Origin of the sequence: Xanthomonas cissicola, assembly GCF_008801575.1 — a bacterium.
GTDB classification, from domain to species: Bacteria; Pseudomonadota; Gammaproteobacteria; order Xanthomonadales; family Xanthomonadaceae; genus Xanthomonas; species Xanthomonas cissicola.
In genome coordinates this window covers 1-22043 of record NZ_VZPL01000012.1, presented here as the reverse complement: position 1 = coordinate 22043, position 22043 = coordinate 1, and the positions used below count along the sequence as shown (strand labels likewise).

Below are 22043 nucleotides of genomic sequence, written 5' to 3'. Positions count from 1 at the left end.
TCACGCGCAACCTACGCCTGTGCATTGGTCGTGTGCAGCGCTTGCCACGTGATGCAGGTTTAAAACGTGTACTCCAGTCCGGCAGTGACGGTGCGCGCAGGCGCGGCCTGACGCCCCCAGGGGCTGGTGTCCACGCCACGGAACCAGTAGTGCCGGTCGAACAGGTTGTTGATCGCCAACGATGCACTGAACTTCTGTCCATCGCGTTCGAACAAGGTATGGCTCACTTGCGTGTTCCAGACCATGTAGGCCGGCAACTGACCCACCGACGCGATGGCGTTCTCTTGCACGGTGTTGGCCGCGTCGCTGAAGGCCTTGCTGAAGTAATAACCGGAAAGCGCGACAGTGGTGTGACCGAGCGCGTACGTGCCGCCCAGCGTGATCTGGTTGCGCGAGGTGTAAGGCACGCGCAAGCCACGGAATGCGCCCGATTCCTGGCTGGCATCCAGATAGGCATAACTGGCGTTGAGGGTGAGCGCACGCAGTTGCTCAGGGCTCCACTGCAGTTCCAGCTCGCCACCTTGATGGCGGGTCCTGCCCAGGTTGCGAAACACGCGCGTGGTGTTGTCGAGTTGAATCTGTTTGTCGAAATCGATGAGATACCCACCCAACTGGATGCGTGTGCGCTCGTTGGGTTGATAGCGCGCGCCGGTCTCGTAATTCCATGCCAGCTCGGCATCCAGGTTGTTGCCGAAGATGATCTGTGTGACCTGCGGCGCGCGCATCGAGCGCTGCCCGTCGGCGTAGAAGAACCACTGCTCAGTTGCCTGGAAGCCCAACGTCAGCCCGGGCAAGACATCGCGCGTTTGGTTGAGCGTGCTGACGCCAGTGGCGCGATTGAAATAACGCGAATCCAGCCGCTCGTAGCGCAGGCCTGGCGTGATCGTCACGCGCTCGTCCGGTAGGGTGATGGCGTTGCTGATGTATGCGGCCAACGCACGGTCTTCGAACTGCCAATCGCGCACGGTGGTGAATAGCCCGTCGCGCAGACGCAGATTGCCCACCAGAAAATCGATGTCCTCGCGCACTGCACGCACCCCGGCAGTCCATTGCTGACGCAGGCCACCGGCATCGCCCATGCTCCAGCTCAGCCGTGGCTCGCTGCCGACCACGCGGAAGTCGCGCGGTGCGGTCTGGCGCAGTTGCGGCGGCAAGTCCGAGCGCCAGGTCTCGGTGGAGGCCTGGCGCATGCCGAAAATGAAATTGCGACTGCTGCGTGCACTGAAGTTGCTCCAATCCAGGCGCACGTCCTGCATCGGTCCCCAATCGCCCAGCAGCTGTTCGTAGCTCAGCGACGCACGTGTGGTGCGGCCGTTGAAGCTGTCCAGCGGGCGGGTGGACTGGCGCGGGTCGCGCCGATAATCATCCGGGCTCAGCGCGCCGGCCAGATCCATGCCGACCAGATACCGCTGCACGCTGGCCTTGAGCAGCTTGGTGTCGTCCAGCCACCATTCGGCACGTACGCGCAGATTGCTGATGTCGGTGTCGCTATGCGCGCGCCAGTACTCGCCATAGGTGCGATTGGCATCGATCTGCATCCCGAAATGATCGGTGAGATATCCACCGCTGCTGAGCGCATTGTCCTGCAGGAACTGGCCCTGGCCGCCGGCGGTGACCTTGTACGCCAGCGTGGTGCTCCACGCGCTCGGGATCTCCTTGCTGACCAGGTTGATCACCCCGCCCACGTTGTTCGGTCCGTATTGCACGGCCGCACCGCCACGCACGATGTCGATGCGGTCGATCTGGTTCAACCCCACCGGGAACAATGACAGGCTGGTTTGCCCATACGGGGCCAACGCCAATGGAATGCCGTCTTCGAGCACCTGCACGCGACCGCTACGGCTTTCGTACAGGCCGCGCAGCATCAGCTGCGGCAGCGCGCCGGTGCCGGTTTCGTCGAAGATCTTGATGCCCGGCACGCGTTGCAAAGCATCGTCCAGCGAACGGTTGCCGCCATTGCGCAACTGCTCGCGGTCGATCACCTGGCGGCTGCCGGCGTAACGCTGCACATCGTCGGGCTTGGAGCGCCCGAGCAGGCTGCCCTGCACCTGGATCGCATCCAGCGCGCGAATCGGCGTGCCGCCACCGCTCGCATCGAGCGCATCGGTCGTCGGCGTATCGCTTGCGCGCGTCAGCTGCGGCAGCGTCAGCGTGCTCGCCGCGATCGCGATGGCCAGGGCGTGGAAACGGAACGTCGACATCTACGGCGTGCTCCTGCAGGCGGGAGGTGAGTGGGGGACGGCAAGGCTGGCCAAATGGCCGCGCAAGGCGCGTTGGATCAGCGCGCGGTCTTCGCCGGCCAGCAGCCAGCGCAGCTCCGGCTGTTGCAGCCAGTGCGCACGTTGCGCGTCGGTGCGCGGGTTGGGGCAGAACGGGACGTTTGCAGCAAGGCACTGCGCATGCAATTGCAGCAGCAATTCCCACACCTGCGCGTGGGTGGGCTGCGGGCCCAGACCAAGATCCAGCGCCAGATCCAGCGCACCTTCCATCACCAGGGCCACGCCGGGGGTGGCAAGAATCTCCGGCAGGGCAGCCACGCCGGCGGCGCTTTCGATCATCGGCACGAGACGGATGTTCGCATTGGCCTGCGCGATGTAGGTGGGCAGATCGACAGTGCCGAAGCCGGTGACACGGCCGCCGGTGATGCCGCGTCGGCCCAGCGGCGGGAAGCGTGCCGCGGCGATGGCGTCGCCGATCTGCGCCGCAGACTCGGTACGCGGAATCACGATCCCGCGCGCGCCGGCATCCAGCACCCGGCCAATCAGTTTTTCGTCCACTTCCGGCACGCGCACCCAGGCCTCGCAACCCGACAACTCGCAGGCGCGGATCGCATGTTCCAGCGTGTCGGGCGCACGCAACACATGCTCCAGATCGAGCACCACAAAGCCATAGCCGATGCGACCCAGCAATTCGCAGAGCTGCGCGCTTGGCACTGCATTGAGGATGCCGACTGCAACCGCCATGGAAGAGGCCGCCAAGGAAACGGGTGCTCATCCTGCGCTTAATGGGAATGATTATCAAGTGTGTCTGGCGGTCTTTTTGGGTAACCACTGCGGCTTGATTCCGATGGGTTAGCTTGGAGCCTGTAGACAGTCATCCCACACACCCGGAGCGTTGCTGCGCACTTTGGAACCGTTCAACAGCACGTGTCTTACGCCGAACCCAATGTTGTTGCTGCCCAGGAAACGCCGTAGCCTTGAGAAACAAGGCGTTTATCGGCCAACCACTATGTACCGCACTTCAGCCGCGCTGCTATACATCTCTCTGACGATTTCGCTGTGCGCATGCGGAGCAAAGGAGACCACGATGCAATCCAGGGACGCGCAGGCGTGCGACGAAGACGGCGATCCGATCTATCGGAAGAACCCGCATCCGAAGCAAGCCTATCGGATCACGATGACGATTGAGAATGCGCCAGGGCCGTTTGGTTTCGTGGACGGTGCTACTTTTTATCAGATGTCTGATCATCAGCAATGCACTCCGATCGAGCCGATTGCCGGGGTTTGGTCCAAGCAGAAAGAAGACAGTGTTCCCGCAGTCTTCAAAAAAATCGACGAGACGACCTACGTAGCGACAATTTTTGCAGATGGCATGATTGATGCGGATTATTACGGAAAGGGAGTTTGCCACTGGGAGTTGACTGGTGTCGGCATGTCGCTAAAAGCGACTGGAAAACATGAGGAGACTGACTTTGCGCCTAGTTTGGAGAAAGAGCAGGTTCTGCAGTCGGCCTCAAAGAAAACTTACTTTTGGAGAGGCGGGTATCCAAAAAGTGGCATCGAGGACTTCCCGGATACAGGGAAACCATCTGCCGAGAATTACGCTGAGCCAAACCGAAGAAATCTGTTTGTTGTGACTCTCAAAGCAGAGAAGGTTTCTCCATGAGCCTAACCAGTCAGCAATACGCAGCGCTTGCGTATGACGCATACCAGAAGCCAGATCGGGTGGGACCGAGAAGCCCCATCGTAGATATTGGTGGTGTTCCTTGCAGGCACCTGGACTATATAGACAGGCCTTCAGGTTATCAGGGTGTAATCTATGAGAGGGCCGACACAGGTGAAATGGTAGTTGTCCACCGAGGAAGCGAGTTTGATCGCCAGCCCTTACTGGACGGTGTACTGGCCGATGGTGGGATGGTCGCGACTCGCCACAATGCGCAGGTAGCAGACGCCATCACGTTTACGCAGCGCGCCTTGAAATATGCAGAGCAGAAGCATCTCAGTACCGGTCTACCAATCCCCGATGTGACGGTTTCAGGCCACTCGCTCGGTGGCAATTTGGCACAAGTTACTGCGCATCACTTCGGCCTTAAGGGGCAGACCTTCGACGCCTACGGCGCGGTCAGTCTGGATCGGCGGATGCCGGAAGGCGGCAGCGATGTGATCAATCACGTCATGGCCGGCGATGCAGTCAGTGCCGCGAGCCGGCATTACGGCCAAGTCAAGGTCAATGCCACACCGCACGAGATTGCTGTCTTAAAGGCCGCTGATTACGCCAACGACCCCGATGCCTTGGATGCGCGTGATCCAGTGTCTGCGGCTGTCAAGCTGGGTGAATCGCATCGCATGCATAACTTCCTGCCAGTCGATGGGGCAGGCAAAGCGGATACCTCCGTCTTGGAAGACCCTTCAACGCAGCAGCTCGCTCGGCAGTACGCGCCGATGATCGAGAAGTATCGCGGCGACATCGAGACGCTACGGTCCGGCTTGACGGTGTACTCGCGTGGAATCCCTGGGCTGGCCCGCGATGGGTTCGATCACCTGCGCGGTCCGTTGGAACCGGGAGCAGGGCGTCGGGAGATGGATGCGCCGACCTGGCAGCAGCAGATGCAGCAACTTCAGCAAGACCGCGAGCGCAGCCATGCGCCACAGACCTGGTAGGTGCCGCTTAAGCAGGATGCGCAGGAAGTGCGTGCGGCATCGCCGACACACGGCGGCAAGCCGTCCTCATTGCAGGAGGACCACAGCGCATTTCTGGACCGCATGTTGGCCGCCGCGCAGAACGGTGAGCGTGATCAGTTCCGTCAGATGACACAGGCCCTGGCCAACGAGCCGCCTGGCCGCGCCTTGCGCGCCGAGGCTGTCGAGGCGGTGAATCAGCAGGAACAGCAGGCGGCCCAGCAGGCGATGCAAGCGCAGCGGCAACAGGCCGAGCTGCAACAGCAAGAAACCATGCGCACCGGCGCGCGCAGTCTGTAGTGTTATCACCAGCAGGGCAGGACGCACGATGAACACACAAGACCCGATGGAGCTGGTCAGCAAGGCCGCTGCCTTGATGGAGCAGTTCGAGCGTCGCTGCGCCGAATTGGAACAACTGCAACGCCGGCTTGCGCAGCAGTTGGAGCAAGTGGCCCAGTCGCTGCCAACCGTGGTCACCCGTTCGGCCGAGCAGACACTGCAGCGCGTGCCCGACACCTTGATTCGAAGCATCCAGCAGGGAATGGACCAACCCGTCGCCGGCTTCGAGAAGCGGCTACAGCAAGCCGGCGGTTTGATCGGCGAGGGCGCGCAGTCGCTGGCTGATCAACTCAAGCGTATCGAACGTGGGCAGCGCCTGCTGCTATGGAAAGGCGCTGCGGTTGTCCTGGGAAGCTTGCTGCTGTTGCTGGGCGGTGGTGGATGGTTGTTGGGCCAGTACCGCCAGCAGATCCGCGACACTCAGTTGCGTGCGGAGTTGCTGCGCGCCTACAACGCTGCGGACGTGACGTTGTGTGGCGGGCAGTTATGCGCCAATGTGGACACCAAGGGCGCGGCCTATGGTGATCGTCGCCAGTATCGGCTCGTCAAGCCACGCTGAGGTCGGCGGCAACTCGGTATGCATCGCCCGTGACAACCACGATGCGGCTACGACCCGGGGAAAATCACCCTGAAATGCGTAGAGCGGCATGCGTATGCGTCTTGCCACCGGGCGGTGGTGGCGTGGACGGTCACCGGCATCACGACGCCGGCACGTTCAACGCGCGGTACGGCGGGGTGGACATGACCATTTCGGCCAGCGAATAAGCCAGTTCGCGCTCGGCCAGGACCGCGCCGTCGGCGCCATGTTCGAGCAGATGCTTGACCTCGGCGTCGCTGTGGGCGCGCGCCAGCAGTGTCAGCGAGGGGTTGATGACGCGCAGCTTGGCCAGTGCTTCGCCGGCTTCCAGCGGCTGCGGAATGGCCAGGATCGCGATCTTGGCGTGCTCCGGGCGCGCCTCGGCCAGCACGCGGTCCGCTGCCGCGCTGCCCCGGATGCCGGGAATACCGGCCGCATGCGCCTTGGCGACGTGGTCGCCGTTGTCGTCGATCACCAGCACCGGCACGCCACGGCTGCGCAGCAATTGCGCCAGCGAACTTCCGACGCGGCCGTAGCCGATCACGATGGCATGCCCATCGGCCGGCAACGCTGGGCCGGGCGGCAGTTCCGGTTCCACGGCGGCGGGCGCGTCCTGCGCCTGCTTGGCCTGCCAGCGGTCCAGCCACGAGAACAGGAACGGGTTGGCCACGATCGACAGCAGCGCGCCGGCCAGGATCAGGTCACGGCCGGTTTCCGGCAGGATCGCCAGTTGCACGCCCAGGCCGGCCAGGATGAAGGAAAACTCGCCAATCTGCGCCAGGCTGGTGGAAATGGTGAGCGCCGTGCCGGTGGGGTGGCCGAACGCGCGCACGATCAGAAATGCCGCCAGCGACTTGCCCACGGTGATGGTCAGGAAGGTCGCCAGGACCTGCCACGGGTGCGCGATCAGGATCATCGGGTCGAACAACATGCCCACCGAGACGAAGAACAACACCGCAAATGCATCGCGCAGTGGCAGCGAATCGTTGGCGGCCTTATGGCTGAGTTCCGATTCCTTGAGCAGCATGCCGGCGAAGAACGCGCCGAGCGCGAACGACACGCCAAACAACGTGGCCGACACGAATGCCACGCCCAGCGCGATGCCGAGCACGGCCAGGGTGAACAGTTCGCGCGAGCCGGTTGCCGCCACTTTTTCCAACGACCAGGGAATCACGCGCCGGCCGATGACCAGCATCGCCGCGACGAACGCCACCATCTTGAGCAAGGTCACGCCCAGCGCGGCCAGCAGCGAGGGCGATTGCGCATCGTGCGCCGCCGCTGGTGCGCCGGTACCGAGCACATCCGCCAGCGCCGGAAGCAACACCAATGCCAGCACCATCACCAGGTCTTCGACGATCAGCCAGCCCACCGCGATGCGGCCGCGCTGGGTGTCCAGCAAACGGCGTTCTTCCAGGGCGCGCAACAGCACCACCGTACTGGCCACCGACAACGCCAGGCCGAACACCAAGCCGTGAATCAGCGACCAGCCCATGCTCCACGCCAGCGCCCAGCCGAGCAAAGTGGCCACCACGATTTGCGCCAATGCGCCGGGTACCGCGATCCACTTCACTTCCATCAAATCGTCGAGCGAAAAATGCAGCCCCACGCCGAACATCAGCAACATCACACCCAGTTCGGACAGCTGGTTGGCGATGGTCTGGTCGGCCACGAATCCCGGCGTAAACGGCCCCACGCACACGCCGGCCAGCAGATAACCGACCAGCGGCGAGAGCTTCACCTTCTGCGCGAGCGTGCCAAGGATGAAGGCGACCGCGAGGCCGACGGCGATGATGTCGATGAGGCTGGTGTCGTGATGCATTCCAATCCGTTGTGAGAGTGTCCGGGAGATCGTCGAAGTCGACCAGCCAACGGCACTGCGCCGGGCGTCGCCTGCGGGCATTGCGTGGTCATGGCTGGAGTCCGGCAGGGGGAACTGGACCGCAAGACAGGTCCGGTTGGCCGGATGCCCATAGTACACAGCGCATGATTAACGCGATGCGACACGTGGCGCATGCGCGCAAACAGAGACATGCATCAGGCGCCGCGCGTAAACCGCCGTGGCCCATGCCTACGTCTGCGAGCCGAGACGCACGGCGCAAGTCCGGCACGCCGACTCAACATTGACGACACCGCTTCGCGCTTGCGCAAGGCCGGGGAGCGACGCGTGCAGATAATCCGGGCATCCCGTAGAGCACCTGCGTCCTTCGGCAGGTGCACGCATGCATCGCCCCCATTTCGGCGGTGATGCCACATGAGCCAGGCCATGCTTCTCAGCGATTTGGCAACACCCCAGTTCCGCCACGATCCCTATCCGACCTACGCACGCCTGCGCGAAGAAGGCCCACTGGTGCAGGTGGCGGACGGGCGGCTGATGTCCGGCCGCTACGCCGTGGTCGATCGCCTGCTCAGCGACCGACGGGTCGGCCGCGACTATCTGCAGAGCGTTCGTCTGCGCTACGGCGAGGCGGCGGTGCACCTGCCGCTGTTCCAGGGCATGAGCCGCATGTTCCTGCTGCTCAATCCGCCGCTGCACACGCAGTTGCGCGGACTGATGACGCAGGCCTTCGGTGCGCGGCAGATGGAGTCCATGCGTGAGGTAGCCAGCGATATCGCCGCCGGGTTGATCGACGCTTTCCAGGCCAACGGCCACTGCGATCTGCTGACCGAGTTCGCGTTCCCGCTGCCGATCGCCATCATCTGCCGGATGCTGGATATCGCTGCAGCCGATGTCACCGCGCTGAGTCACGCGACCAGCGCGCTGGCGAAAGTCTTCGATCCGATGATGACGGCGGAAGAACTGCAGGCCACCAGCGTTGCGTACGACCAGCTGGCAACATATTTCCACGGCGTGATCGCGCAACGTCGCAGCGCTGGTGGCGATGATCTGATCGCGCGCTTCATCCAGGCCGAGGATAACGGCCGCCGCCTGAGCGAGGAGGAGATCGTCTCCAACGTGATCCTGCTGTTCTTTGCCGGTCACGAAACCACCTCCAACATGATCTGCAATGCGCTGGTCGCGCTGCATCGGCATCCGCAGCAATTGCGCCTGCTGCAGGAAACCCCGGGCCTGCTGCCCAATGCAGTGCTCGAATGCATGCGCTACGACAGCTCGGTGCAGATGGCCACGCGCACCGCCTTGCAGGATTTCGAGATCGAGGGCGTGGCGGTTCCCCGGGGCACCATGCTGTATCTGATGCTGGGTGCGGCCAATCACGACACGCTGCAGTTCACCGACCCGCAGGTGCTGGATATCCGCCGCCAGCAGGGCCGCGCGCTGTCGCTCGGTGGCGGCATCCACCACTGCCTGGGCAACCGGCTGGCCCTGATCGAAGTGGAAGCCGCGCTGGCCTGCCTGCTTGCGCGTCTGCCAGCGCTTCGGCTGGAGGGGCTGGACACGCTGAGCTGGAACGATCGCGCCAACCTGCGCGGTGTCGACGCGCTGCTGGCCTCCTGGTGAGCTGCGGCCAGGCGGTGCAGCGACGTGACGTGCCGGGATGGAATCGCAACGGCAATCACCGCGCCGGCAATCGCCGTGGCAGATGAGGCACGGCCGCTGCACCCGAATCGAGATGCCCACAACGACAAACACCGCCGATCACTCGGCGGTGTTTGCGTGTACGCATGTGCGGATCGGCAGGTTCGCGCGAGCCGGTCGATCAGAAGCGGTAGGTCACCCGGCCGTACCAGTAGCGACCGTTGAAGCCGAACGGCGACAACGAGGAGTACTGCAGACCGCTGGCGCGATCATCGTAGCCGGTGGTCAGCTGTGCCTTGGTCGGATACTGGTTGGTGACATTGTCGGCACCCACGGTGAAGGTCAGCGCCTGCCAGGTGTAGTTGGCCGCCAGATTGAGGATCCAGCGCGCCGAGTAGGTCTGGTCCTGGCTGCCGTCGGCCGGATCGCTGATGCGCTTGATCGCGCCGTAGCGGGTGGCATTGCCATTGAGCGAGAAGCCGTCCAAGGTCCAGTCCGCTGCCAGCATGTACTTGGTGCGTGGCGTGGATTCGGTCAACAAGCCCTGGCTGGCGCGTCCGAAGTTCGGATTGGACAGCTCCAGGATCTTGGTCTTGTTGTAGTTGGCGCTGGCGCTCAGGTCGAGGCTACCGCCGGCACCGAGATCGGCCCGATAGCTGTTGACCCAGTCGACGCCGCGCGTGCGGCTGGTAGCGCCGTTGACGAAGAACTGCACTGCACCGACCTGGCCGATCGGCTGGGCGAGCTGGATCTGGTCCGAATACAGGATCTGGTCCCAGATGCGGATCTGGTACACGTCCAGCGTCGAGGTGAAGTTGGTGGTCGGCTGCCAGACGCTGCCGATCCCGTAGTTGGTGGACTTTTCCGGGCTCAGCGGACGCGCGCCCAGTTGCACGGCGATCGGGTCGGAGGTGCGATACGTGCCGACCTGGATCAGCTGACCGTCCTGCGGCAAGGTCACCACCGAGGCGTAGTTCTGTTGCGCCAGCGAAGGCGCACGAAAGCCGTTGGAAACCGTTGCGCGCATGGAGAACGTATCGGTGAACGCATAGCGGGCCGACAGCTTGCCCGAGCGGGTGGAACCTGCGTCGCTGTAGTTCTCGTAACGTCCGGCGATACCGCCGGACAGCTTGTCGGTCAGGTCCGCTTCCAGCGCTGCGTATGCCGCGTTGCTGTGGCGGCCGAACTTGCCGGCCACCGAGGGTTCCAGGCCGGAGAACACCTGCGCACCGCCGGGGTAGGGGCTTCCGGTCTCCGGGTTGATGGTGTCGGGGTCGAAGAAATACGACGCCGGCGAGCCGGCGACGATCTCGTAGCGGTCCTGGCGGTGTTCGACACCGAAGGCCAGATTGACCGGATAGGCCAGACCCCAGTCGAAGGATTTGTTGAAGTCGGCGTTGAGCGTGCCTTGTTCGGTTTCGAAACCGCCGGAATTGAAGTTCGTCGGCGAACTGCCCGTGCTCCAGTACAGATTGGTGTTGATGCTGTTGAGGATGTTGAAGGTCATGTCGTTCTTGCCGTAGGTGGCCGACACGTCCCAATGCCAATCGCTTTCCGTGGTGCCCTTGACGCCGAGCACCGCCGAGCGGTCGTTGATCGGGTTGTAGATCTGCGGCAGGAAGCCATTGGGATACACCGCCTGCACATTGCGGTCGCTGTTGTCGTAGGCACGGTAGTAGCCGTTGGAGGTCACTTCGCGGCGGCTGACGCTCAGATGGCCATACAGTTCGACGCTGGGCGTGAAGTTATAGCCGAACGCGACCAGGCCCTGGTAGAACCTGGCATCCGGATCGCCATGACGCTGGTAGGGCACGCCGCTGGGATTGGCGGCGCCGGCAAGCGTGGTAGCGCGATTGGTGTTCTCGCTGCGATTGGTGTCCATCGAATTCTGGTAATTCCACGACAGCCGCACCCAGCCAGGCGCGCTATCGCCGCTGGTGGCGCCGAACGGCAGGCCGACCGAGCCGTCGATACCGTTCTGTGCGCCGTCGCCCTTGTCCATGATGCCGCCATTGACCGAAATGCTGTTGCTGCCGGCAGCGGCGCCGTGCTTGAGCACGATGTTGACCACGCCGGCGATCGCATCGGACCCGTATTGCGCCGACGCGCCGTCGCGCAGCACCTCAATGCGGGCGATCGCCGACATCGGCAACGAGTTGAGATCGGCCGGTGCCGAGCCGCGGCCGACATAGGGGTTGTAGTTCACCAGCGAGGAGGTGTGATACCGCTTGCCGTCGACCAGGACCAGCACGTTGTCCGGCGACAGCCCGCGCAGCGTAGCCGGACGGGCGGCGTCGTTGCCGTCGGCGATGGCCGGGCGCGGAAAGTTCAGCGACGGCAACAGCTTGCCGAGCGCGGTGGCGACATCGGTGGCGCCGGTGGCCTGCAACGACTCCTCGGAGATGATGTCGATCGGCGATTCGGATTCGGCCACCGTCCGGTCGCTGACGCGCGTACCGGTGACGATCAGGGTGTCGAGGGTTTTCTGCGGCTGGGTCGATTGCGACTGCGCACTGGCAGCGAAGGAGCAGACGGTGAGTGCGACTGAAATCGCCAGCGAGAGTGCGTTGGAGTTGTGCATGGGAGTCAAGGCTCAAAAGGAGTGATGGACGTAGCGACGAAGCACCGTCAATACCGGGGGAATGCAACTGCGTACGGGTAATCGGCCATGCCTGCGCGCCGCTTGCTTCCGCAGTACGGAGCAGTGCGCGCGAAGAGGGCAGCAATCGGCAACGCGCGGTGTGGCGCCTTGCGCACTTTGCTGCGCGCGTCCTTGCTCAAGCGGTGCAGCGTGCAGCGGAGAGCGTCTAACCTGGCCACCTCACGTGTGCGAGGCTGGCCAGGGACGGTGACGTCGGCGACACGTCGGACGTGCAGTGCCGCGCGACTCAAGTGCCGGTCGTGGCCGACCGGCACTTGGGAGTTACCACTTGTAATTCACGTTTGCATAGACCAGTGCGCCGTTGAAACCGAACGGCGAGGCGCTGCTGTAGGGCAGGTAGGTGCGTGTGCCCAAACCGGCTTGCTGGCGGTCTGGATACTCGTTGAGCACGTTGTCGCCACCAACGGTGAAGTTCCACGCGCCTAGCTTGTAGGACGCGGCCAGATCCAGCGTCCACTTGGCCGCGTAGGTCTGGTCGCTGCCGGCGTTGGTGCCGAACGTGCTGAACTCGCCCCAGCGCGTGGCGGTGCCGGTGAACGACCAGTTGCCCGGCGACCAGGTACCGCCGAGGAAGAACTTGTCGCGCGGCGTGCCTTCGGTGATACGGCCGATTTCGGCGCGGCCGATGCGCACCGCACTCGGGTCGATCGCCATCAGCGCTGCCGGGTTGTCGGCGATGCGTTTGATTTCGGTCTTGTTGTAGTTGTAGCCGGAGGTCAGCTCCACGCTGCCGCCATCCAGGTTCCAGCGATAGGTGCCCACCGCATCGACGCCTTGCGTCTTGGTGTCTACCGCATTGGTGAAGTAGCGCCCGCCACCGATGCCCGGGAAGCCATTGGCCTGCAGGTAGTTGCGGACCGCATTGGAGGTGAGGTTTTCAGACAGCACGATGCGGTCGTCGATATCGATGCGATATGCATCCACCGTGATGTACAGATTCTCCACCGGCTGCAACACCACGCCCAGGCCGTAATTCTTGGACTCTTCGGCCTTGAGCGGTTCGGCACCGAGCGCGATCGCGGCAGGGTTATCGGTACGGAAGGTGCCGATCTCGAACGGAATCGCGGTCACCGTGCCGTTGGGCTGGGCCACGTTGAGGAACTGGGTGGCGATCGACTGGAAGTTCTGCTGCTGCAGCGACGGCGCGCGGAAGCCGGTGGACGCAGTCGCACGCACCGCCACCTTGTCGGTAAAGGCATAGCGCAGCGACAGCTTGCCGGTGGCGGTGTCGCCGAAGTCGCTGTACTTCTCGTAGCGCCCGGCCAGCCCGGCCGACAATTTTTCGGTCAGATCCGCTTCCAGATCGGCGTAGACCGAATGACTGTCGCGGTTGTAGTAACCGGCGTCGGAGAGCTTGAAGCCCGGGAACACCTGCGCGCCGGGAATCAACGATCCGTTGGCCGAGGGAATACCGCCGTTGGCCGAGGAGGCCGCATCGCCGGGCGATTCGTTGAATTTCTCGCCGCGCCATTCGGCACCGAAGGCCAGCGTCACCGGATAGGCCAGGCCCCAATCCAGCGTCTTGGTGAAATCGGCATTGAGCACGTTCTGCGTCACTTCCAGCATACCGGCGTGGAAGTCGGTCGGGCTCGTCACGCCGAGGCTGTTGTTCAAGCTGTTGCGCACATCGAAGGTGAGATTGTTCTGGCCATAGTTGTAGCTCAGATCGATGTTCAGGCCACCTTCGGTGGAGGTCTTCAAACCGCCTACCCACGAGACGTCTTTGCTGACGTTGTAGATCTGCGGGAGGAAGCCGTCCGGATAGATTTCCGGGCGGTTGCGATTGTCGCCGGAAAAACGGAAATAGCCGTTGGACAATACTTCGCGCCGGCTGACCATGCCGAACGAATAGAAGGTGAGGTAATCGGTGGGGCTGTATTCGCCGTTGAACGAAAGCGCGCCCTGGTCGATGTCGGGGTCGCCGTAACGTTGCTCCACACGGCCCTGGAAGGGCAATGCGCGGTTGGTCTGATCCGAGTGCCCGGCCTGTGCGGCCAGGTGCACCTTGCCGGTGCCGGCGAAGCTGAAACCGGCATCGCCGGACAATTGATACTGCTCGCCGTCGCCAGCACTGTACTTGCCATAGCGACCATTGATGCTGCCGCCTTCGCCGCTGCCTTTGAGCACGACATTGATCACGCCGGCGATGGCGTCCGAGCCGTATTGCGCAGACGCGCCATCGCGCAGCACTTCGATGCGCTCCACCGCGGCGATCGGAATGGTGTTGAGGTCTGCAGGCGAAGAGCCACGCCCTTGCGTATCGTTGAGATTGATCAACGCCGTGCTGTGATAGCGCTTGCCGTTGACCAGCACCAGCACCTGGTCGGGCGACAGGCCACGCAGCTGTGCCGGGCGTACCGCGTCAGAGCCGTCGGAGATGGCCGGGCGCGGAAAATTGAGCGAGGGAATCGCGCGTGAGAGCGCGGTCGCCAACTCGGTGGTGCCGGTCGATTCCAGTGCCTGCGGCGAGATGATGTCGATCGGCGATGCCGATTCGGCGACCGTGCGATCGGCCACGCGCGTGCCAGTCACGATCAGGGTGTCCAGTGTTTTCTGGGCCGGCGCCTGCGACTGTGCAGACGCGGTTGAAGCGGAAAACGACAGTGCAAGAACAACGGCGACTGCGAGTGGACTGGTCTTGCAATTCATGCGGTAACAACTCCGAGTGGGGAACGGATGCATCGCAGGGGCCCCCTCCCGGGCCGCGTCCAGCGCGGCAGCTGCGGTGCGTTCTCAACCATTAACCACGTGTAACCGCATGTCAAATTTTGGTTACGTTGCGCAAGCAACTGTCATCTCTGCCGTGCTACTGGCAACGTTGTCATCGTGCACCAAAGTGATGCGACGCCTGCACCAGACCTGCTACGGCGGGCGCTCGCTTGCACCATAGTGGACGGCAATACCAGTTATGAAACTTGTACATCAGAATGTGATGTGCACCGCATCTGCACTGCGTTGCGCAACACCATGGAAGACGGCTTCGATGTTGTTGCCGTCCGGATCGAGCACGAACGCGGCTTAGTAGTGCCGGTGATAGGTGCGCAGGCCGGGCGCACCATTGTCGCGACCCCCATGGACGAGCGCCGCCTGATGGAAGGCCTGCACCATCGCCACATCGCGTGCCTGAAACGCCAGGTGGTGGCGGCCGGTCAGCACACCTTGTGCCACCGTGGCGCGGTCGGAGACGAACAGTTCGTCGGCCCAGAAGAAGCCGTCGCCTTCGCCACCGACCGGAATGCCGAGAACGTCCAGCACAGCCTGGTAGAAGCGCCGGCTGGCCGGCAGGTCCTGCACCACCAGGTGCAGATGGTCGATCAAGCGTCCGCGCGACAGCTGCGATGTTTGCATGGAGCGTGCTCCGGCAATGACGGAAGCACAGTTGATACCACCGCAGCTGCCGGCTGTTCTTCACCTCGCAGCGATGCGGTGCGCAGAGCGGCTGCCAAAGCGCAGCGCGCAGACGGCGCACACCAACCGCGGTGCACGCATGGTCGAGGCTGCACCGAGCACCGGCCGCGTCCGCCTGGCGCTGGCAGTGAGTTTGTTTGCCGCTCCAAAGAGGCCGTAGGTAACGCCTGGCCGATACGCACACGCCCCGGGCTGGCCGGGGCGTGTGGTCGACTCTCGATGTCGAAGATGCAATGCGACATGCCATGCGTGCATCGACGCCGCGTTCTCGATCACGGCGCAGGCTGCGGATGTCCCGTGCTGATCGCGAGCTGGCCGATCGCATCGCCTGCCTCACGATCACGAGGACGACATCGGCTGCTCAAGCGCAGCGCTTACCAGCGGTAGTTGATGCGCCCGTACACATACGCACCATTGAAGCCGAACGGCGACAGATTGCTGTAGGGGAATTGCCCGCTGGTGGAATTGGCGAAGTTGTTTTCGTCCGGGTATTGATCCAGCACATTGTCTGCGCCCAGCGTCAGCGTCCAACGGTCGACCTTGTAGCTGGCCGATGCATCCACCACCCACTTGGCGCCGAAGGTCTGGTCGTTGCTAGCGTCTGCCGGGCGGGTGCTGTACTTGCCGTAGCGCGTGGCCCCCAGGGCCAGCGTCCAGTGCTCCAGGTTCCAGCTGCCGTTGATCAGGAACTTGTCGCGCGGGAAGCCTTCTTCGATGCGGCCCCGCTCGGTGCGGTCGATGCGCTCCAGGCTCAGCCCGTTGGCCGACAACGCTGCCGGGTTGGCGGCCACGCTGCGCACCTCGGTTTCCGAGTAGTTATAGCCGGCGGTCAGGTCCACGCTGCTGGCGGCCAGCTGCCAGCGGTAGCTGCCCACCACGTCCACGCCGCGCGTGCGCGTGTCCACTGCATTAGTGAAGTAACGCCCGCCGTTGATGCCGAAGATGCCCTGCGATTCCAGCAGGCTGCGCACGCCGGTGCCGGTGAGGTTGGACGACAGCACGATGCGGTCGTCCACATCGATCTGGTACGCATCCACGGTGAGGTAGAGCGCATCGGTCGGCTGCAGCACCAGGCCCAGGCTGTAGGACAGCGAGGTTTCCGCATCCAGCGGTTCGGCGCCGAGCGCGCGCGCTACGTTGCTGTCGGCGGGGAAGGTGCGGATCTCGAATGGGTTCGGGTTGCCGGCCAGGAACGTGGTGCTGGTGGACTGGAAATATTGCTGCGCCAGCGATGGCGCGCGGAAGCCCGACGACACCGTGCCGCGCAACGCGATCTTGTCGGTGAACGCATAGCGCGCGGAAAATTTGCCCGAGGCCTGGCTGCCGAAATCGCTGTAATCCTCGTAACGCCCGGCCAGGCCGGCAGAGAACTTGTCGGTGAAGTCGGCTTCCAGATCCGCATACAGCGCGTAGCTGTCGCGCGCGTACTGGCCCGACACGCTCGGAGCGAAGCCGCCGAACCCTTGCGCGCCACCGGCCAGCGTGCCGGCCTGGAAATACGAGCCCGCTTCGCCCGGCGACTGGTTCCACTTTTCGTTGCGGTACTCGGCGCCGAAGGCCACCGTCACCGGATAGGCCAGGCCCCAGTCGAAACCGCGCTTGACGTCCAGGTTGACGATGTTCTGCGTGGTTTCCAGCGCACCGTCGTAGAACGAGGTGGGCGAGGTCGGGCCCAGGCTGACGTTGAGCGTATTGCGGGTATGGAAATCGATGCGGTTGTAGCCGTAGTTGTAGCTGGCGTCCCAGTCCCAACCGCTGGCGGTGGAGCCGCGCACGCCGGCCACCAGCGAGCGATCCTTGGCGTAAGTCTGGATCTCCGGCAGGAAGCCCTGCGGATAGATCGACAAGATGTTCTGCGTGGTGCTGCCCGGCGCGCGAAAAAACGCGAACGAGGTGATGTCGCGGTTACTGGCGGTGGCAAACGCATAGCCGGTGATGCTGTCGGTGAAGGCGAATTCGGTATTGGCCGAGACCGCCTGCGCATTGACCTCCGGGTCGCCAATCTTGAACGCCTTCTGGCCGACTGCCGGCTGCGAGACGCTGGGCGCGCCGGCATAGGCGCGCGCGCGGTCGGTGGGATCCTGCTGGTTGAGCTGGGCGGCGACGTGCAGCCAGCCGCGGTCGCCGCCGTAGGCCACGCCGGTGTCGCCGGAGAGCTCGTAGTTGTTGCCGTCGCCCGCCGAATACTGGCCGAAGCCGGCTTGCAGGCTGCCGCCCTTTTCTGCGCCCTTGAGCACGATGTTGACCACACCGGCGATGGCGTCGGAACCGTATTGCGCCGAGGCGCCGTCGCGCAGCACTTCCACCCGTGCGATGGCCGCGACCGGGATGGTGTTCAGATCCACCGCCGCCGCGCCGCGACCGATGGTGCCGTTGAGGTTGAGCAGCGAGGAGGTGTGGCGGCGCTTGCCATTGACCAGCACCAGCACCTGATCGGGCGACAGGCCGCGCAGCTGCGCGGGGCGGATCGCGCTGGTGCCATCGCTCAGCGCCGGGCGCGGGAAGTTCAACGAGGGCAGGGCGCGCGCCAGAGCGGTGGCCAGTTCCGGGGTGCCGGTGGCCTGCAGCGACTCGGCGCTGATGATGTCGATCGGCGACTGCGACTCGGCCACGGTGCGGTCCGACCCGCGGGTGCCGGTGACGATGACCGTATCCAGGGTGTTGGCCGGGGCAGTCGCCGGCGCGGCGGTCTGGGCCAGGGCGGGGGAGGCAAGCAGTGCAGCGACCACGGCGGTCGCAAGCGCGGAAACGGGGGTGTTCATGACAACTCCAAAAAACGTGGGTCCAGGCAGGACCAGGCAAGGCTAGGCAGGCGGTGGTCGCGGGAGGGCGAAGAAGATGGCGGCCACGCTGAAGGCGCTAATTATTCGTTAACGTTAGAATGGCGTCGCAGGAATGCTGCTCATCTGCTCATTCCTTTTCGTTCTATCGGACTGTCCATCAATGATTTCCCTGCGTAACTTCTCCATGCGACGTGGCGAGCGTCTGCTGCTCTCCAACGTCGACCTGACCATGCACGCCGGCTACCGCGTCGGTGTGGTCGGCCGTAACGGCACCGGCAAGTCGAGCCTGTTCGCTGCGGTGAAGGGCGAGCTGGAGGCCGACAAGGGCGACGTCGATCTGCCCGGCAAGGTGCGCACGGCCAGCGTTTCGCAGGAAACCCCGTCCTTGCCCGACCCGGCGCTGTCGTTCGTACTTGGTGGGGACATCGAGGTCTCCGCGGTGCTGCAGGAAGAAGCCGCAGCCACCGCACGCGAAGACTGGGAGGCGGTGGCCAACGCACACCAGAAGATGGCCGAGATCGGCGCCTACGACGCCGAAGCGCGCGCCGGCAAGTTGCTGCACGGTCTGGGATTTCCGGCAGACACGCACCATCGCGCGGTGTCGTCGTTCTCCGGCGGCTGGCGCGTGCGGCTGAATCTGGCGCGCGCGCTGATGATGCCCAGCGACCTGCTGCTGCTCGACGAACCAACCAACCACTTGGACATGGATGCGGTGCTGTGGCTGGAGCAGTGGCTGCTCAAGTACCCGGGCACGCTGCTGCTGATTTCGCATGACCGCGAATTTCTCGACAACGTGGCCACCCACACCCTGCACCTGCATGGTGGCACCGCCAAGCTGTATGTCGGTGGCTACACCGATTTCGAACGCCAGCGCATCGAACATTTGCGGCAGCAGCAGATCGCGCATGACAAGGAACAGGCCGAGCGCGCGCATCTGCAGAGCTTCATCGACCGCTTCAAGGCGCAGGCCAGCAAGGCGACCCAGGCGCAGAGCCGCATGAAGCGCCTGGCCAAGATGGCCGGCACCGAGGCGGTGCGCGCCGAGCGCGAGTTTCGCATCCAGTTCGCGCAGCCCAATCGGCTGCCGTTTTCGCTGATCCGGCTCAATCACGTGGAAGCCGGCTATCCCGCGCCCGCAACCCTTCCCCCGCGTGCGGGGGAAGGTGCCCGAAGGGCGGATGGGGGTGACGCCGCCACGGTCATCCTGCACGATGTCGGTTTCGGCCTGGAAGCGGGTGATCGGATCGGGTTGTTGGGGCCCAATGGCGCGGGTAAGTCCACCCTGGTCAAGACCTTGGTGGGCGAACTGGCACCGCTGGCAGGCGAGCGCAGCGCACATCCGGATTTGCGCATCGGTTACTTCGCCCAGCACACGGTGGAATCGCTGCACGAAGGCCAGTCGCCGATGGACCACTTCCGCGAGCTGTCGCCGGATGGCGCCAATCAGGCGTTCCGCGACTTTTTGGGTAAATGGAATTTCGCCGGCGACCGCGCCTTCGAAGTGGTGGATGGCTTCTCCGGCGGCGAGCGCGCGCGTCTGGCGCTGGCGTTGATCGCCTGGCAGCAGCCGAACGTGCTGCTGCTCGACGAACCGACCAACCACTTGGACCTGGAAATGCGTGAAGCGCTGGCCGAGGCGCTGAGCGATTTCGAGGGGGCCATCGTGATGGTCTCCCACGATCGCCATCTGATCGGCCTGGTCTGCGACAGTTTCTGGCGCGTGGCCGATGGCGTGGTCGAGCCGTTCGCCGGCGACCTGGACGAATATGCGGCCTGGTTGCGTAGTCGCCCGGCTGCGCAGGGCACCAAGCAGAAGATGGCCGAAGTGGCGCCGACCCCGCCACCGCCGACCAAGCCGCTGCCGCCGAAAAAAGCCGTCAACCCGCACAAGCTGGCCAGCGCCGAAAAGCGCGTCGGCGAGCTGGAAGCGGCGCTTGCTGCGCTGGATCGCGAGCTGGCCAATCCCGGCAACTACGCCGACAGCGAGAAGATGGCCGTGCTCGGACGCGACCGCGAAGCAACCGCGCAGCAGCTGGCTGAAGCCGAGACGGCGTGGATGGAATTGATCGACGGTGCGTAAGAGCGGCTGACAACACGACTGCGCAGCCAACGGGTGGCTGCGGCCGGTGCTCGGTGCGGCAGGTAACACGCTTACGTTGCGGTTCTGCGCACGGTTCGTACCCGCCTGCCGATTGCGCTACCTGTCGTTAGTCACGACAAAAACCGCTGGGTTACGCTGCGCCTGGAGCCCAGCAAGGAGGTTGCCCATGATCACCGCCACCATCAGCCTGGAAGACCATCTGGCCGCACAGCGCTTGCATGCGCGTCATTCGTCCAAACGTGTGATCGTGTTTCTGGCTGTTCTGCTGCTGGTCGGGGTGGTGGTGCTGCAACTGAGTGACGCGAGCGAGATCATCGGCCCGGTGCTGATCGGCAGCGGTGGCGGCGGGTTGATCGGCCTGGCGCTGTTGCACGTGTGGGGCCTGCCACGGCGGATCAAACGCCTGCACGCGCAGCAGGCCTCGCTGCGGCATACCTAAACCTATGCATGGGACGAGAACGGACTGGAAATCACCTGGGCGGACGGCCATCTGCGTCGCCCCTGGTCCGATTACATGCGCATCCGCGAAAATGAGCGGGTGCTGCTGCTGTACCACAACGACCGGCTGTTCGAGCTGTTCTGCCCGCATTGGTTCGCCGACAGGGCGCAGTACGAGGCGTTTCGTCAGTTGGCCGTGCAGGTGGGAAAGACGTCCAGAGCGCCCTAAGCGCGGCAGTGCTGCTCAGCTGCTGCCGTGCTGTTCGGCCAGTAGCCAATCGCGCAACCGGCGCCCGGCGTCGCTTTGCGGCCGCGACCGTAGCCGCGTCAGCCAGTAGCGCCCGGCATCGATGGCGATCGGGAACGGGCAGGCCAGGCGTCCGGCATCCAGGTCCTGGCGAAACATCGGCAGCGGCAACAACGCCACGCCGGCGCCGGCTGCCGCTGCGCTGGCCAGGGTGAGCGACGAATCGAACATGGTGCCGCGCGCGGGCACCTCCGTCACACGCGCCGCGCGGAACCACTGCGGCCACTCATCCAGACGATACGAGCGCAGTAACGGCACGCGCGCCAGATCCTCCGGCACGCGCAAGCCGCGCGCCATTGCCGGCGCACACACCGGTGCAAAGGGCGCTTCCATCACGGCTTCGGCAACCTGGCCCTGCCAATCGCCATCGCCGAAGCGGATCGCCAGATCCAGGCCTTCTCCGGCCAGGTCGACGCGGTTGTTGTGGGTGGACAGGCGCAGCTCGATATCCGCATGCGCCGCATGGAACGCCGCCAGCCGCGGCAATAGCCAGCCAGTGGCGAAGGTGCCCACCACGCCCACGCTGAGCACCTCGCGGTAACGGCCCTCGGCAAAGCGTTCCAGGGTGGCGGCGATGCGGTCGAAGGCCTCGCCGAGCACCGGCGCCAGTGCGGCGCCTTCGTCGGTCAGTGCCACCCCGCGCGGCAGGCGGTGGAACAGGCTGGCGCCCAACTGCTGCTCCAGCGCCTTGATCTGGTGACTCAGCGCGGCCTGGCTGACGCACAGCTCGTTGGCCGCACGGGTCAGATTCTGATGGCGCGCGGCGGCTTCGAACGCGCGCAGGGCATTGAGCGGCAGGCGGGGGCGGGGCATGGGCAGAGATTAGGGCCTGTTAACACTAATGGCCCGAGCGATTAAACTATTGGGCATGGAGATCACGCCAGCACAATTTTCTCTGATCGAACACTGCCTGCCGGCGCAGCGCGGCAATGTCAGCATGACCAACCTGCAAGTGGTCAACGCCATCCTTTACGTTGCCGAGCATGGCTGCAAATGGCGCGGCCTACCCAAGCGCTTTGGCAACTGGCATACGGTCTACACACGCATGAACCGTT

General features: G+C 64.1%; 12 protein-coding genes and 3 pseudogenes. 7 read left to right on the top strand and 8 right to left on the bottom strand.

The genetic code is table 11. The features are described 5' to 3' along the window. Positions 1 to 59: 59 nt before the first annotated feature. Together F7R02_RS07360 and F7R02_RS07355 are read right to left on the bottom strand one after the other, a co-directional pair. On the bottom strand, positions 60 to 2201 hold the full coding sequence (locus tag F7R02_RS07360; RefSeq protein WP_078590264.1) for a TonB-dependent receptor family protein: 2142 nt from the start codon (positions 2199 to 2201) through the stop codon (positions 60 to 62). Further along, the gene (locus F7R02_RS07355) at positions 2202 to 2963 is read right to left on the bottom strand and encodes an HpcH/HpaI aldolase family protein (protein WP_078590263.1); all 762 of its coding nucleotides are present in this window, start codon (positions 2961 to 2963) and stop codon (positions 2202 to 2204) included. A gap of 343 nt (positions 2964 to 3306) precedes the next feature. On the opposite strand from F7R02_RS07355, the gene F7R02_RS07350 reads away from it, so the two are divergent. The 3 genes and pseudogenes from F7R02_RS07350 to F7R02_RS07340 all read left to right on the top strand — a co-directional run bounded on the left by F7R02_RS07350 (position 3307) and on the right by F7R02_RS07340 (position 5796). Then, complete coding sequence (locus F7R02_RS07350) at positions 3307 to 3885, top strand: hypothetical protein (protein ID WP_078590295.1); 579 nt, start codon at positions 3307 to 3309, stop codon at positions 3883 to 3885. Next, positions 3882 to 5198, top strand: a pseudogene (locus tag F7R02_RS07345) (DUF6792 domain-containing protein). The gene F7R02_RS07350 and the pseudogene F7R02_RS07345 overlap by 4 nt, the downstream one beginning before the upstream one ends. 28 nt (positions 5199 to 5226) lie before the next feature. Further along, positions 5227 to 5796: a hypothetical protein gene (locus F7R02_RS07340; protein ID WP_003488851.1), complete on the top strand. Its 570-nt coding sequence runs from the start codon at positions 5227 to 5229 to the stop codon at positions 5794 to 5796. 139 nt (positions 5797 to 5935) lie between these two features. Here F7R02_RS07340 and ybaL read toward each other — a convergent pair whose 3' ends face one another. Continuing rightward, on the bottom strand, positions 5936 to 7633 hold the full coding sequence (gene ybaL, locus F7R02_RS07335; RefSeq protein ID WP_005913620.1) for a YbaL family putative K(+) efflux transporter: 1698 nt from the start codon (positions 7631 to 7633) through the stop codon (positions 5936 to 5938). 444 nt (positions 7634 to 8077) lie between these two features. Between ybaL and F7R02_RS07325 the strand changes: the two genes are divergently transcribed. Further along, entirely contained in the window at positions 8078 to 9271 is a 1194-nt protein-coding gene (locus F7R02_RS07325) for a cytochrome P450 (protein ID WP_078568436.1), read from the top strand. 199 nt (positions 9272 to 9470) lie between these two features. Here F7R02_RS07325 and F7R02_RS07320 read toward each other — a convergent pair whose 3' ends face one another. The 4 genes and pseudogenes from F7R02_RS07320 to F7R02_RS07300 all read right to left on the bottom strand — a co-directional run bounded on the left by F7R02_RS07320 (position 9471) and on the right by F7R02_RS07300 (position 18121). Further along, positions 9471 to 11870, bottom strand: a complete 2400-nt coding sequence (locus F7R02_RS07320; protein WP_003489560.1) for a TonB-dependent receptor plug domain-containing protein — start codon at positions 11868 to 11870, stop codon at positions 9471 to 9473. A gap of 342 nt (positions 11871 to 12212) precedes the next feature. Next, complete coding sequence (locus tag F7R02_RS07315) at positions 12213 to 14600, bottom strand: TonB-dependent receptor plug domain-containing protein (protein WP_078590262.1); 2388 nt, start codon at positions 14598 to 14600, stop codon at positions 12213 to 12215. A 273-nt stretch (positions 14601 to 14873) separates the two neighbouring features. Beyond that, positions 14874 to 15299: pseudogene (locus tag F7R02_RS07310) on the bottom strand (VOC family protein). 434 nt (positions 15300 to 15733) lie between these two features. After that, entirely contained in the window at positions 15734 to 18121 is a 2388-nt protein-coding gene (locus tag F7R02_RS07300; protein ID WP_078590261.1) for a TonB-dependent receptor plug domain-containing protein, read from the bottom strand. A 181-nt stretch (positions 18122 to 18302) separates the two neighbouring features. On the opposite strand from F7R02_RS07300, the gene F7R02_RS07295 reads away from it, so the two are divergent. Continuing rightward, entirely contained in the window at positions 18303 to 20222 is a 1920-nt protein-coding gene (locus tag F7R02_RS07295) for an ABC-F family ATP-binding cassette domain-containing protein (RefSeq protein ID WP_003489566.1), read from the top strand. Between the two features lie 187 nt (positions 20223 to 20409). After that, a pseudogene (locus tag F7R02_RS07290) lies at positions 20410 to 20910 on the top strand (YcxB family protein). 15 nt (positions 20911 to 20925) lie between these two features. Here the strand turns inward: F7R02_RS07290 and ampR are convergent. Beyond that, complete coding sequence (ampR, locus tag F7R02_RS07285) at positions 20926 to 21801, bottom strand: LysR family transcriptional regulator AmpR (protein WP_033484380.1); 876 nt, start codon at positions 21799 to 21801, stop codon at positions 20926 to 20928. Positions 21802 to 21856: 55 nt separating this feature from the next. Here ampR and F7R02_RS07280 point away from each other — a divergent pair. After that, on the top strand, positions 21857 to 22043 hold a 187-nt coding region (locus tag F7R02_RS07280; RefSeq protein WP_151210039.1), incomplete at its 3' end, for a transposase.